Origin of the sequence: Streptomyces sp. NPDC001599, assembly GCF_042893535.1 — a bacterium.
Lineage (GTDB): Bacteria > Actinomycetota > Actinomycetes > Streptomycetales > Streptomycetaceae > Streptomyces.
On the sequence record NZ_JBIAVA010000015.1, the window covers coordinates 48729 to 61536 of the forward strand.

The following is a 12808-nucleotide window of genomic DNA, read 5'->3' on the forward strand; positions in this document are numbered from 1 at the left end:
ATCGACCACTGGTCCGAATTGGGGATGCGGCCTCACCAGTGGATCACTGGTCGGCGACGGCCCGGACCGTGGCGCCGTCTTCGCTGGTCAGCGTCAGGGTTTCATGATCGATCCGGTAGTCGACCTTGCCGTCGAAGAAGCCCAGCAGCCGCTTCTCGGCATCCATGAGTGAGCCTTCGCACATCATTCGGGTGGTGGACGGGGTGCCGAGGGTGATACTGCCGTCGCTGACGGTGGCCCTGGCCTTGACGTGGTTGCAGGGGAGCCGCCCGGAGACGGTCTTCGCGTCCTGGTCGAAGGTGAGGTGGGCGCGGCCCTTCCCCTCCTTCTGGCCCGGGGCGTCGACGGCCCACTTCGTGCCGTGGAGGGACACGTCCTCGGACCTGCTGAGCCGGACCGTGTCGCCGTCGTCGGTGGTGAGGGTCAGGCGGTCGCCCTCGCTCCTGGTGGTGAGGGGGCCGGTGGTGAGGGCGCGGCCGAGGGACTTCTCGAAGTCGGCGGGCGTCTGGGCGCAGGCCTTCTCGGTGAACATGGCGTCGCTGAGCCGGACACGTGGGCCGTCGCCACCACGGTCGCCCTCGCCCTCGACGGCGGCGCGGGCGCTGAAGCTGTTGCAGCCGGTGCTGCCCGCGGCCTCGCCGCCGTCGTCGATCCGTACGTGTGCCGCGTCCGGCGCCCGGTGCGTGGTGCCGTCGACGGTGACGCTGTCGATGCTCCACCGGACACCGGTGACGCGCGGTCCGTCCGCGCCGACGGAGCCGCTGCCGGTGCCGTCGGCCTGCTCGCTCCCGCAGGCCGCGGCGAACGGGACGAGCGCGGCCACGGCCGCCGCGGTGAGGGTCATGCTGCGCTGCTGCTTCTGCTTGTACATGCCGATTCGACGGAGACGGGGAAGGTCCGGTTCCGTCGTCCGTCCGGTTCACCGCCTCTCCCCGGCCCGCCGCTCAGCTCAGCAGCGGCAGCAGCGCCCCGAGGTCGGCCCGCTCCCCGCTCGCGCTCACCTTCGCGCCGTCCAGGGCGTCCTTCCAGGCCAGCCGTCCGGTGGCGAGCCGGATCCAGGTCAGCGGGTCGGTCTCGACGACGTTGGGCGGGGTGCCCCGGGTGTGCCGGGGTCCTTCGACGCACTGCACGACCGCGTACGGCGGGATCCGCACCTCCGTCGAGCCGCCGGGCGCCTTCACGGCGAGCGCGTCGGCCAGCAGCCGGGTGGCGGCGGCCAGCGCCTGCCGGTCGTACGGGATGTCGAGGCCGGGGACCGCGGCGTTCAGGTCGTCGGTGTGCACGACCAGCTCGACGGTGCGGGTGACGACGTAGTCGGCCAGCGGCAGGGCGCCCGCGCTGGTGGGGAGCAGCCTGCTTGCGGGGTGGGTGTCGAGCAGCTCGGTGAAGCGCCGCTCGACCTCGGCGAGGTGGGCGTCGAGGTCGGGGTGGGCGGCGGCGAGCCGGCGGGCGGTGCCCGCGATGGCGTCCGCGTCCGCGGCGATGGCGAACGGCCAGTCGAGCAGTTGCCCGTCCTGCCGCACGGGCTCCGGCTCGCCCAGCAGCCGGTCCACGGCGGTCAGCGCCATCCCGACGTGCGCGACCAGCTCCCGCACGGTCCAGTCCCCGAGCCGGGTCGGCAGGCCGAGCTGCTCGGGGGTGAGGGTGCGGACGGCCGCCCGTACGTGGCCGAACTGGGCGAGGACGGCGGCACGGGTGCGGGCGGGGTCGTAGGCGCGGGGGCGTTTCCTGGCGGGCGGCATGGCGGCGAGCCTAGCCAGTCCGTTCTCCCGGACTCGCCCCAGTCGGCTCTCCAGGACTCGCCCCAGTCGGCGCGGAACGTGTCGTGGCCGGGGAGGACGACGTCCGTGCAGTGGCGGCGGGTGGTGACGTCGTCGACGTAGGCACGGAAGACCTCTTCCGTCCGGGAGACCACCAGCTTGGCGTAGCCGAGGCTGCCCAGGGTCATGGTGTGGACCTGGGGACGGCCGTCACAGACGGAGGAGGCCCACCAGATCGGGTCCGTGGCACTGCGGCCCGCTTTTCCGGGGACCGCCGGTTCCGGGGTCTCGCCGTCGTCGGTGCTGGTGAGGTGGAGGTTCTCGGCGACCGGGCCGGCGTAGGTGTGGAGGGAGACGAACCACTTGCCCGGTATGTCCGGACTGTTGAGCCAGTCGTGCTCGTCGGCCTCGCTCATGTACACGCTGTTCGCGCGGCCGGAGTCGAGCACGAGGCCGCAGCTCTCGTCCCACACCCGGCCGTCCGTACGGCTCTCGATGACCTCGTCCGGGTACGGCGACCGGTCGGCGAGGCCGGTCTTCCCGTACCAGGCGCAGGTTCCCTCGGCCCGCGCCGCCGGGACGGGCCCCGGGGTCAGGGCGGGCGTGTCGTCGGGGGCGTCCGGCAGCCGGTCGGCGCAGCCGATCCGGTCGGCGAGGTTGTTGGCGGTTTCCACGGCCGTCTCGACGAGGACGTCGCGGTCGCCGGCACTCACCTGGCTGCCGCGCCGCGGCATGACCTCGGCCCTCGCCCACAGGGCCCTCACGGTCCTGTCGCCCGCCTCTCCTCCTTCGCACGGCAGCTGCACGGTGACCGAGGAGGCGGTGACGCGGCCCGCGATGTCGCCGCCCAGGGGCTGCGGCGGGTAGGTGGTCCTGCCGAACACGTCGACCAGGTCCTTCATCGGTGCGTCCGCGATCCGGGGCTGGTCGGCCGACAGGACGCCCATCGCGCCGGTGAAGAACCAGCGGGTGCCGGTGCTGGTGCCGGCCTGTTCGCCCGCCTGGGTGCTGAAGATCTCGCAGTCGTGCGGGATCCCGGTCTCCGGGTCGAAGCTGTCGTCGTCGAGTCTCCGGTGCGTGATGGTGCCGCCCGCTTCGGAGAGGGCCAGCACCCGGCCCGCCGGGACGAGTCCGCCGCAGGCCGCGTCGATCTGACGGTGGCCGTTCCACACCAGCCAGATCTCCCGGCCGCTCCAGCCGATGGCCACCACGGCGGCCAGGCACAGCACGACGTTGACCGTCTTGCGCACCCCGTCCGGTATTCGCACCGCTCCCCCGTCCCCCGGCGGCGGCCCCGTGGGCGCCGCGATCACGGGCGAACCCAACAGGTGCCTACTCGGGAGAGGCGGGGGCCGGTTCCGGTACGTCGAACACCTCGCCGTTGCGCGGGACGCCGATACCGGTCCAGGTGAAGGGGACGCCCCGCGCGGTGTCCGGGTCGGGGCCGTCCATCAGCTGGAAGTGGACGTGCGGCTCCGTGGAGTTGCCGGTGTTGCCGCACCGGGCGAGGACCTGGCCGGCACGGACGCGGTCACCCTCGCGGACGGTGAAGGAACCTCGCTGGACGTGGGCGTACAGGGCGTACGTACCGTCGGCCACTTCCAGCACCAGGTGATTGCCGACGATGCGGCGGACCCCCGCCAGTTCCCGCACCGAGCCCTCGACGAGCATCAGGTACAGCAGCGTGGGCAGCGAGGTCCGGCTCAGGTGATCACGCTGACCGCCGTCGGCGCGTACGACCGTGCCGTCGGCCACCGCGAGGATCGGGGCGCCGAACGCCGGGAAGTCGCGGGGGCGCCGGGCGAGCGGCCACAGGGCTCGGAAGCCGGGGCGGGCGCCGGGCTCCGGCTCGGCGACGAGGTCGATGGCGAAGGTCTGGCCGTAGGCGTGGACGCCGTGGCTCGGGGTGCGGTCGGCCGGGCTGTTCAGCGCGGACCAGCGGCCGGTGACGGGCGGGGCGACCTCGACGGGTTCGCGGGCCTTGCCGGGCGCGTCGGGGGCGCCGCCGTTCCACCGGTTGACCACGGCGATCAGGGTGTAGGCGAGGACCAGCGGCAGGAAGACGCTCCACCACGGATACCCCGGGTCGAAGAGGACGCCGGTGACCACCAGGGCCAGGAAGACCAGCTGGAGCACCCGGAAGGTGATCATGGCGAGCTTGCGTGCGGACATCGTTGGTTCCCCCTTGCCGGTGTGGGACCCGAGGGTCCCGGTCAGTTCCGCGCGGTCGACAGCGCCACCAGCAGCGGTACGACCCGCCCCGGCGGCACCTCGTGGCGGCCCCGGCCGGTGACGTGCAGCCAGCCGGCGCCGGTGAGCTGGCGCAGGTGGTGGTAGATCTGGCCGGTCGTGCCCATCCCGTCCAGCTCCGCCAGCTCGGCGGCGGTGCGCCGCCCGCCCAGCACCTCCCGCAGCAGCCGCAGCCGCACGGGGTGCCCGAGGGCCGCGAACACCTCGGCGGACTCCGCCCAGTCCGCGTCCAGCAGACCTTCGGTGAGCGCGCCGTGCTGCCAGGCGTACTGCTCCCCGGTCGGCAGCCGTACGGAGCCGGTGAACAGGACGCCGCCGACATCCGCTCCCAGCTCGGCGAGCTGCGTCTTCAGCCCTTCCAGGGCCCAGAGGTCGCCCTCCCCCGGGCGGGGGGCAGGTCGGTCGGCGGCTTCCAGGGCGGCGAGACGCCGCTCGAGGTCGGCCACGCGTTGTTCCAGATGCTCCACACCTACGAGATTACGTAACTATGTAATCGCGCGCAAGAGTCACTCGTACGTGCGTCTGGCCGCGAAAGGCGCGGGTCGGCGGCTACCGGGACGCCCGCGTCACGAAGTTCGGCGAGACGCTGGTCCTGCCGAACCCCGTCGGCATCGAACTCGACACGGAGATCCTCAAGAACTACGTGCGGTAGCGACGAAGAATGTCCGAGGCCCCGTCCGGTTCCGGACGGGGCCTCCGCTGTACGGGTCTGCTACGCGAGCAGCCCCGGGATCGTCCCCTCGTGGGCCTCGCGCAGCTCGGTCAGGGGGAGGGTGAACTCGCCCTGGACCTCGACCGCGTCGCCGTCGACCACGCCGATGCGGGTGACGGGCAGGCCGCGGGCGCCGCACATGTCGTTGAAGCGGACCTCCTCCGAGCGCGGGACGGCGACGACCGCGCGGCCCGCCGACTCCGAGAACAGGAAGGTGAAGGCGTCGAGACCGTCCGGTACGACCAGGCGCGCGCCCTTGCCGCCCAGCAGCGCCGACTCGACGACCGCCTGGACCAGACCGCCGTCGGACAGGTCGTGCGCGGAGTCGATCATGCCGTCGCGGGAGGCGGAGATCAGGATCTCGCCGAGCAGGCGCTCGCGCTCCAGGTCGACCTTCGGGGGCAGGCCGCCGAGGTGGTCGTGGATCACCTGGGACCAGGCCGAGCCGCCGAACTCCTCACGCGTGTCGCCCAGCAGGTACAGCAGCTGGCCGTCCTCCTGGAAGGCGACCGGCGTGCGGCGGGCCACGTCGTCGATGACGCCGAGGACCGCGACCACCGGGGTGGGGTGGATGGCGGCCTCGCCGGTCTGGTTGTAGAGCGAGACGTTGCCGCCGGTCACCGGGGTGCCGAGCTGGAGGCAGCCGTCGGCCAGGCCGCGCACGGCCTCCGCGAACTGCCACATGACCGCCGGGTCCTCCGGCGAGCCGAAGTTCAGGCAGTCGGAGACCGCCAGCGGCTTCGCGCCGGTGGTGGCGACGTTGCGGTAGGCCTCAGCGAGCGCCAGCTGCGCGCCCGTGTACGGGTCGAGCTTGGCGTAGCGGCCGTTGCCGTCGGTGGCGATGGCGACGCCGAGGCCGGACTCCTCGTCCACGCGGATCATGCCCGAGTCCTCGGGCTGGGCGAGGACCGTGTTGCCCTGCACGAAGTGGTCGTACTGCTGGGTGATCCACTGCTTGGACGCCTGGTTGGGCGAGCCGACCAGCTTGAGGACCTGGGCCTTCAGCTCGTCGGACGTGCCCGGCCGGGGCAGCTTGCCCGCGTCGTCGGCCTGGAGGGCGTCCTGCCAGTCGGGGCGGGCGTAGGGACGCTCGTAGACCGGGCCGTCGTGGGCGACGGTGCGCGGGTCGACGTCGACGATCTTGCCGCCGTGCCAGAAGATCTCCAGCCGGTCGCCGTCGGTGACCTCACCGATGACGGTGGCGATGACGTCCCACTTCTCGCAGATCTCCAGGAAGCGGTCGACCTTCTCCGGCTCCACGACCGCGCACATGCGTTCCTGCGACTCGCTCATGAGGATTTCCTCGGGCGAGAGGGTCGAGTCGCGCAGCGGGACGTCGTCCAGGGTGACGCGCATGCCGCCGGAGCCGTTCGACGCCAGCTCGGACGTGGCGCAGGACAGGCCCGCCGCGCCGAGGTCCTGGATGCCGACGACCAGCTTCTCGGCGAACGCCTCCAGGGTGCACTCGATGAGGAGCTTCTCCTGGAAGGGGTCGCCGACCTGGACGGCGGGGCGCTTGGACGGCTTCGCGTCGTCGAAGGTCTCACTCGCCAGAATCGACGCGCCGCCGATGCCGTCGCCGCCCGTGCGGGCGCCGTACAGGATGACCTTGTTGCCCGCGCCGGACGCCTTCGCGAGGTGGATGTCCTCGTGCCGCATGACGCCGATGGCACCGGCGTTGACCAGCGGGTTGCCCTGGTAGCAGGCGTCGAAGACGACCTCGCCGCCGATGTTGGGCAGGCCCAGGCAGTTGCCGTAGCCGCCGATGCCGGCGACGACGCCCGGGAGGACGCGCTTGGTGTCGGGGTGGTCCGCGGCGCCGAAGCGCAGGGGGTCCACGACGGCGACCGGGCGGGCGCCCATCGCGATGATGTCGCGCACGATGCCACCGACGCCGGTCGCGGCGCCCTGATAGGGCTCCACGTACGACGGGTGGTTGTGCGACTCGACCTTGAAGGTGACCGCGTAGCCCTGGCCGACGTCGACCACACCGGCGTTCTCGCCGATGCCGACGAGCATCGCCTCGGACTCGGGGGCCTTCTCGCCGAACTGGCGCAGGTGGACCTTGCTGCTCTTGTACGAGCAGTGCTCGGACCACATGACGGAGTACATGGCCAGCTCCGCGCCCGTGGGGCGGCGGCCGAGGATCTCGACGACCCTCTCGTACTCGTCCTTCTTCAGGCCCAGCTCGGCCCAGGGCAGCTCGACGTCGGGGGTCGCGGTCGCGTGCTCGACCGTGTCCAGAGGCGTCCGGCTCATGCGTTGACCAGCTTCTTGAGGATCGAGGTGAAGAACGGCAGGCCGTCGGTACGGCCCGTACCGATCAGCGACTCGACGGCGTGCTCGGGGTGCGGCATGAGGCCGACGACGTTCCCGGCGGCGTTGGTGATGCCGGCGATGTCGTTGAGCGAGCCGTTGGGGTTCATGTCCAGGTAGCGGAAGGCGACGCGACCCTCCGCCTCCAGCTCGTCCAGCGTGTGCTGGTCGGCGACGTAGCGGCCGTCCATGTTCTTCAGCGGGATGTGGATCTCCTGACCGGCGGTGTAGTCACTGGTCCAGGAGGTGTCCGCGTTCTCCACCCGCAGCTTCTGGTCGCGGCAGATGAAGTGCAGGTGGTCGTTGCCCAGCATGCCGCCCGGCAGCAGGTGGGCCTCGGTGAGGATCTGGAAGCCGTTGCAGATGCCCAGCACCGGCAGCCCGGCCTTCGCCTGGTCGATGACGGTGTCCATCACCGGCGAGAAGCGCGCGATGGCGCCGGCGCGCAGATAATCGCCGTACGAGAAACCGCCGCACAGCACCACGGCGTCGACCTGCTTGAGGTCCTTGTCCTTGTGCCAGAGAGCGACGGGTTCGGCGCCGGCGACGCGGATCGCGCGCTGCGTGTCCCGGTCGTCGAGACTGCCGGGGAAAGTGACGACGCCAATACGAGCGGTCACTTCGCGGCCCCCGCGACTACATCATCGGACTCGACCTTGACGGTGAAGTCCTCGATCACGGTGTTGGCGAGGAAGGATTCCGCAAGATCATGGATGCGGGCGAGGGCGGCGTCGTCGACCGGCCCGTCCACTTCCAGTTCGAATCGCTTTCCCTGACGGACGTCCGAGATCCCTTCGAAACCCAGCCGCGGCAGTGCGCGCTGCACCGCCTGGCCCTGGGGGTCGAGGATCTCCGGCTTGAGCATGACGTCGACTACGACGCGTGCCACTGGCACTCCCGGTGTGTGGTGCTGAGCAGGTTCCTTCAGACTACCCGTACAAAATTTCTACGCGCGTAGCCTTGGAGGAAACTACGTGAGCCCAGTCACGATTCGGCATCAGGAGGGGGCGGTCGCGAAAAGCTTCGGGAAAGATCCGGGATCGAGCGCGGACACCTATTGCCCGACGGACACGCGGGCAGATTTAGTCGGTCTTCCCATTGCAATGCCGGGCACTGTACAAATGAAATGTCATTAGCCGATACTTTGCCCAATTACAGGCGAACAGTCGGCATCATCGCGGCGTCTCGGCACGTTCGGGCACGTCATCGCGGAGATGCCGCACGAAGGGACCGATATTCGTGGCGCAGCGTGTCGTGGTCACTCTCTTTGACGACATCGACGGCTCGGAAGCGGCGGAGACGATCGCCTTCGGAGTCGACGGCCGGATGTACGAGATCGACCTGAACGAAGCCAATGCCCGGAAACTGCGCAAGGCGCTCGAGCCGTACGTCTCGGCCGGCCGCAAGCGCTCCCGGTCCGGCAAGGCCTACCGGCAGACGGAGGTCGCCCCCGACCCGGCGGCGGTCCGCGCCTGGGCCCAGGCGAACAAGATGGACGTGCCCGCACGGGGCCGGATCCCGAAGAAGGTGTACGAGGCGTTCGCCGAGGCGCGGTGAGCCGAGCGTCCAGTGAGCCGGCGGGAGCGGCCGACGGCCGCTCAGCCGCCCCTCGCGGCAACCGACTTGCGCGGCACCCCGGGTGATCAGCTAAAGTCTGGAGCACGCCGAGGGGCGAGGCCGAAAGGCCCAGCTCACGGAACATGCGGGTGTAGTTCAGTAGTAGAACATCCCCCTTCCAGGGGGAAGGCGCAGTGTGCAATTCCTGTCACCCGCTCTGCACCGCCGTACCGATGACCCGATGGGATCGGGTAGGCTGGTGCTCGCACCGATCAGTGAACCGCTGATCGGGAGCACATGCGGACGTAGCTCAGTTGGTAGAGCGCAACCTTGCCAAGGTTGAGGTCGCGAGTTCGAGCCTCGTCGTCCGCTCGGGAATCAGACCCCGGTCCCTAGGGCCGGGGTCTTTTCGTGTGCCCGCTCCCGGGTGTCCCGACGGCTCTGACATTTGTCATGTCCGGCGATGACGGCTCGCACTGTCGTCGCGCCCGGTGCGCCGGAATGCTCGAAGCATGCAAACGAACGAGCACGAACACGTGATTGAGGTCACCGACCTTCGGCGTGTGTACGGGGGCGGGTTCGAGGCCGTGCGCGGAATCGACTTCTCCGTGCGCCGCGGCGAGGTCTTCGCCCTGCTCGGCACCAACGGCGCCGGAAAGACGTCGACGGTCGAGCTCCTGGAGGGCCTGGCCGCCCCGGCCGGCGGACGGGTGCGGGTCCTCGGGCACGACCCGTACACCGAGCGGGCCGCCGTGCGCCCGCGCACCGGGGTCATGCTCCAGGAGGGCGGCTTCCCCTCCGAGCTGACGGTCGCCGAGACGGCACGGATGTGGGCGGGATGCGTGAGCGGCGCCCGGCCGCCGGCCGAGGTGCTGGCGCTGGTCGGTCTGGAGTCGAAGACCGGCACCCGCGTGAAGCAGCTGTCCGGGGGCCAGCGGCGCCGCCTGGACCTGGCGCTCGCGCTGCTCGGCGACCCCGAGGTGCTCTTCCTCGACGAGCCCAGCACCGGCCTGGACGCCGAAGGCCGCCGGGACACCTGGGAGTTGGTGGGCGCCCTGCGCGACGAGGGCACGACGGTGCTGCTGACCACGCACTACCTGGAGGAGGCCGAGCACCTCGCCGACCGGCTCGCGATCATGCACGACGGCCGGATCGCCGCCACCGGCACCCCGGCCGAGGTGACCGCCGCACAGCCGTCCCACATCTCCTTCGAACTGCCCGACGGCTACTTCGTGGGCGACCTGCCGCCGCTCGGCGAACTCGGCGTGAGCGACCACGAGACCGACGGCCGGACGGTGAAGCTGCGCACCCGGGAACTCCAGCGCGCGGCCACCGGCCTGCTGGTGTGGGCCGCGCAGGCCGCGGTGGAGCTGCGCCGCCTGGACGTGCGCTCGGCGTCCCTGGAGGAGGCCTTCCTCAGCATCGCCGAGAAGGTGTCGGCGAGGTCGGACGGTGCCACGACGGACACGACGAAGAAGGAGTACGCGGCATGAGCGCCACGGACGCACCAGCCCGCGCGAAGGGTCCCGCCCGGACGGCGGCCACCACGCCGAGGAGCCGCATGACCGCCCTCGCCCGCGCCGAGCTGACCCTGCTCGGGCGGAACAAGGGCACCGTCTTCGCCGCGCTGTTCATCCCGTTCGTGATGCCGTTCAGCGTGCGGGCGGGAGCCGAGGAGATGGACCTCGGCAAGGCGGGGCTGACCATCGGCACGCTCGTGCTGCCCGCCGCGATCGGCTTCTCCCTGCTGTTCGCCGTCTACTCGGCCCTCGTCGGCGTCTTCGTCGTCCGGCGCGAGGAACTCGTCCTCAAGCGGCTGCGCACCGGCGAGCTGCGGGACGCGGAGATCCTCGCCGGCTCCGCCCTGCCGGCCGTGCTCAGCGGGCTCGTGCAGTCCCTGCTGCTCGCGGTGGGCTGCGCGGTCCTGCTCGACCTGCCGGCACCGTCCGCACCCCTCCTGAGCGTCGTCGGCCTGCTGCTGGGCCTGGTGATGTGCGCCGCGCTCGCGGCCGTCACCGCGAGCTTCACCAGGACCGGGGAGAGCGCGCAGGTCACGCCGCTGCCGTTCACGTTCGTCTCGATGCTCGCCTCCGGCCTGTTCTTCCCGTTGGAGCTGCTGCCCGACCGGGTGGCCTCGGTGTGCGAGCTGCTGCCGCTGACCCCCGTCGTCACCCTGGTGCGCGGCGGCTGGACCGGCGACCTGTCGGCGGCCGAGACGCTGGGCGCCGCGGCGACGGCGGTGGCCTGGACCGTCCTCGCGGTGTTTGCTGTACGGCGGCGGTTCCGGTGGGAGCCGCGGCACTGACGTGCGAGTCGAGCGGGAGTGGCGGACGGATGCGCAGGCCGGGCGGATGGTGGCGGCTCAAGAGCACGCCGGAGAAGGTGGAGACGTACACGCGGTGGTCGTTCCACCTGTTCGGGGTCATCGAGATCTTCGCGCTGGGAGTGTCCGCCTACGGCCGGACCGGTGTGGGGCTCGCCACCGTGCTGTGCCTGCTGGTCATCGCGCACGCCGCCGTCTGCATGCTGGTCACGTCCCGGGCGCTGGACTGGACGCGCGGGCGGCGTCCGCAGCCGCTGCGGCAGATGTGGGCGCTCGTCGTCGTCTCCGCCGTCGTCTCGGTCACCGCGGTCGTGATCGCGGAGCGCGGACCGGCCGGTGAGGTGGAGACCGCGGCGGGCTCGGTCTACGGCGGAGTCCTGTGCTTCGCCGCCGGTGTCACGGCCCTCGGGGTGCAGGGCCGTCGGCGCATAGTCGGCGTGGTCGGCGCCTTCGCGGTGGGCGCGGGGCTCCTGACGTTTCCGCTGGAGATGCCCGTCCTCGCGTCGGTCGTACTGGCCGGCCTGGTGATGGTGACCGGCGGGTTCCTCGCCATCACCTCGATCTTCTCCCTCTGGCTGCTCAACGCGGTCTATGCCCTCGACGACGCCAAGGAGACCCGGGCCAGGCTCGCCGTCGCCGAGGAGCGCCTTCGGTTCGGCCGGGACCTGCACGACGTGATGGGGCGGAACCTGGCGGTGATCGCGCTCAAGAGCGAGCTGGCCGTCCAGCTGTCCCGGCGCGGGCGGCCCGAGGCCGTGGAGCAGATGATCGAGGTGCAGCGCATCGCCCAGGAGTCGCAGCGCGAGGTCCGGGACGTCGTGCGCGGCTACCGGGAGGCCGCCCTGGAGGTCGAACTGGCCGGCGCCCGTGGGGTGCTCTCGGCGGCGGGCATCGCCGCGAAGGTCACCGGGGACACGTCCGGCCTGCCCTCCGAGGTGCAGTCGGCGCTCGGCTGGGTGGTGCGGGAGGCGACCACCAACGTGCTGCGGCACGGGGACGCGAAGAAGGTCGTCGTGAGGGTGCGGATGTCGGAAGGACGTGCGGTGCTGACGGTGGAGAACGACGGGGTGGCGGAGGCCACCGGGGAGGGTCCCCCGGCCGGCTCGGGCGGATCCGGGCTCGCGGGGCTCAGGGAGCGGCTCTCGGCGGTGGACGGGACGCTGGAGGCGGGGCCCGTCGGCAAGGGCGTGTTCCGGCTGACGGCCGAGGTGCCGCTGCCGGCCGCCGCTGCCGGGGAGCCGCTGGAGGTCGCTTCGTGACGACGACCGTGCGCGTTCTGCTCGCCGACGACGAACACCTCATCCGCGGGGCCCTGGCGGCCCTGCTGTCCCTGGAGGACGACCTGGTCGTCGTCGCCGAGGCGGCCACCGGTCCCGAGGCACTGGCGATGGCCCGGGCACACGCGCCGGACGTCGCCGTGCTGGACCTCCAGATGCCCGGCGCCGACGGTGTGAAGGTCGCCACATCGCTGCGGGCCGAGCTGCCCGCCTGCAAGGTGCTGATCGTGACCAGTCACGGGCGTCCGGGGCATCTCAAGCGGGCGCTCGCGGCGGGGGTGCGCGGGTTCGTCCCCAAGACGGTCAGCGCCCAGCGGCTCGCCGAGCTGATCCGCACGGTGCACGCCGGAAACCGGTACGTCGACCCCGAGTTGGCCGCCGACGCGATCTCCGCCGGGGACTCGCCGCTGACCACGCGCGAGGCCGAGGTGCTGGAGCACGCCGCCGACGGAGCGCCCGTCTCGGAGATCGCCGAGCGGGCCGCGCTCGCCGAGGGGACCGTACGGAACTACCTGTCGTCGGCCGCGAGCAAGCTCGGTGCGGAGAACCGGCACGCGGCGGTGCGGCTCGCGAGGGAGCGCGGTTGGGTATAGTGGCTGTCGCGCCACGGAGA

At 71.6% G+C, this 12808-nt stretch carries 12 protein-coding genes, 2 tRNA genes and 1 pseudogene; 8 read left to right on the forward strand and 7 right to left on the reverse strand.

The window, feature by feature from the left end; translation table 11 throughout:
* Window positions 1–43: 43 nt before the first annotated feature.
* The 4 genes from ACFYZ3_RS30355 to ACFYZ3_RS30370 all read right to left on the reverse strand — a co-directional run bounded on the left by ACFYZ3_RS30355 (window position 44) and on the right by ACFYZ3_RS30370 (window position 4456).
* Window positions 44–871: an META domain-containing protein gene (locus ACFYZ3_RS30355; RefSeq protein WP_388524295.1), complete on the reverse strand. Its 828-nt coding sequence runs from the start codon at window positions 869–871 to the stop codon at window positions 44–46.
* Window positions 872–944: 73 nt separating this feature from the next.
* Window positions 945–1742, reverse strand: a complete 798-nt coding sequence (locus tag ACFYZ3_RS30360) for a sterol carrier family protein (RefSeq protein WP_388524298.1) — start codon at window positions 1740–1742, stop codon at window positions 945–947.
* A 1350-nt stretch (window positions 1743–3092) separates the two neighbouring features.
* Complete coding sequence (locus ACFYZ3_RS30365; RefSeq protein ID WP_388524300.1) at window positions 3093–3932, reverse strand: peptidoglycan DD-metalloendopeptidase family protein; 840 nt, start codon at window positions 3930–3932, stop codon at window positions 3093–3095.
* Between the two features lie 41 nt (window positions 3933–3973).
* Window positions 3974–4456 (reverse strand): ArsR/SmtB family transcription factor, encoded by a 483-nt coding sequence (locus ACFYZ3_RS30370; protein ID WP_388524607.1) that lies wholly within the window; start codon window positions 4454–4456, stop codon window positions 3974–3976.
* A gap of 92 nt (window positions 4457–4548) precedes the next feature.
* Here ACFYZ3_RS30370 and ACFYZ3_RS30375 point away from each other — a divergent pair.
* A pseudogene (locus ACFYZ3_RS30375) lies at window positions 4549–4662 on the forward strand (Uma2 family endonuclease); the annotation flags it as partial.
* 60 nt (window positions 4663–4722) lie between these two features.
* Here the strand turns inward: ACFYZ3_RS30375 and purL are convergent.
* The 3 genes from purL to purS are packed head-to-tail and all read right to left on the reverse strand — an operon-like array spanning window position 4723 to window position 7927.
* The gene (gene purL, locus ACFYZ3_RS30380; RefSeq protein ID WP_388524303.1) at window positions 4723–6981 is read right to left on the reverse strand and encodes a phosphoribosylformylglycinamidine synthase subunit PurL; all 2259 of its coding nucleotides are present in this window, start codon (window positions 6979–6981) and stop codon (window positions 4723–4725) included.
* On the reverse strand, window positions 6978–7658 hold the full coding sequence (gene purQ / locus ACFYZ3_RS30385) for a phosphoribosylformylglycinamidine synthase subunit PurQ (RefSeq protein ID WP_356867795.1): 681 nt from the start codon (window positions 7656–7658) through the stop codon (window positions 6978–6980). The genes purL and purQ overlap by 4 nt, the downstream gene beginning before the upstream one ends.
* On the reverse strand, window positions 7655–7927 hold the full coding sequence (purS, locus tag ACFYZ3_RS30390) for a phosphoribosylformylglycinamidine synthase subunit PurS (protein WP_063482444.1): 273 nt from the start codon (window positions 7925–7927) through the stop codon (window positions 7655–7657). The genes purQ and purS overlap by 4 nt, the downstream gene beginning before the upstream one ends.
* Window positions 7928–8277: 350 nt before the next feature.
* Between purS and ACFYZ3_RS30395 the strand changes: the two genes are divergently transcribed.
* The 7 genes from ACFYZ3_RS30395 (at window position 8278) to ACFYZ3_RS30425 (ending at window position 12788) form a co-directional block, all read left to right on the forward strand.
* Complete coding sequence (locus ACFYZ3_RS30395) at window positions 8278–8595, forward strand: Lsr2 family protein (protein ID WP_003974896.1); 318 nt, start codon at window positions 8278–8280, stop codon at window positions 8593–8595.
* Between the two features lie 145 nt (window positions 8596–8740).
* Window positions 8741–8812, forward strand: a tRNA-Gly gene (locus ACFYZ3_RS30400).
* A gap of 82 nt (window positions 8813–8894) precedes the next feature.
* Window positions 8895–8967: transfer RNA gene (locus ACFYZ3_RS30405), tRNA-Gly, on the forward strand.
* Window positions 8968–9107: 140 nt separating this feature from the next.
* Complete coding sequence (locus ACFYZ3_RS30410) at window positions 9108–10088, forward strand: ABC transporter ATP-binding protein (RefSeq protein ID WP_388524307.1); 981 nt, start codon at window positions 9108–9110, stop codon at window positions 10086–10088.
* Window positions 10085–10900, forward strand: coding sequence for an ABC transporter permease (locus ACFYZ3_RS30415; RefSeq protein ID WP_388524310.1), 816 nt, complete (start codon window positions 10085–10087; stop codon window positions 10898–10900). Before ACFYZ3_RS30410 ends, ACFYZ3_RS30415 begins: the two co-directional genes overlap by 4 nt.
* A gap of 29 nt (window positions 10901–10929) precedes the next feature.
* Window positions 10930–12177, forward strand: coding sequence for a sensor histidine kinase (locus ACFYZ3_RS30420; RefSeq protein WP_388524313.1), 1248 nt, complete (start codon window positions 10930–10932; stop codon window positions 12175–12177).
* Entirely contained in the window at window positions 12174–12788 is a 615-nt protein-coding gene (locus tag ACFYZ3_RS30425) for a response regulator (RefSeq protein WP_388524316.1), read from the forward strand. The genes ACFYZ3_RS30420 and ACFYZ3_RS30425 overlap by 4 nt, the downstream gene beginning before the upstream one ends.
* Window positions 12789–12808: the final 20 nt, after the last annotated feature.

Excerpts from the sequence above, each read along its gene's own strand:
- ACFYZ3_RS30355 (WP_388524295.1), bottom strand. The coding sequence starts at position 871 with ATGTACAAGCAGAAGCAGCAGCGCAGCATGACCCTCACCGCGGCGGCC.
- ACFYZ3_RS30360 (WP_388524298.1), bottom strand. The coding sequence starts at position 1,742 with ATGCCGCCCGCCAGGAAACGCCCCCGCGCCTACGACCCCGCCCGCACC.
- ACFYZ3_RS30365 (WP_388524300.1), bottom strand. The coding sequence starts at position 3,932 with ATGTCCGCACGCAAGCTCGCCATGATCACCTTCCGGGTGCTCCAGCTG.
- purL (WP_388524303.1), bottom strand. The coding sequence starts at position 6,981 with ATGAGCCGGACGCCTCTGGACACGGTCGAGCACGCGACCGCGACCCCC.
- ACFYZ3_RS30410 (WP_388524307.1), top strand. The coding sequence starts at position 9,108 with ATGCAAACGAACGAGCACGAACACGTGATTGAGGTCACCGACCTTCGG.
- ACFYZ3_RS30415 (WP_388524310.1), top strand. The coding sequence starts at position 10,085 with ATGAGCGCCACGGACGCACCAGCCCGCGCGAAGGGTCCCGCCCGGACG.
- ACFYZ3_RS30420 (WP_388524313.1), top strand. The coding sequence starts at position 10,930 with ATGCGCAGGCCGGGCGGATGGTGGCGGCTCAAGAGCACGCCGGAGAAG.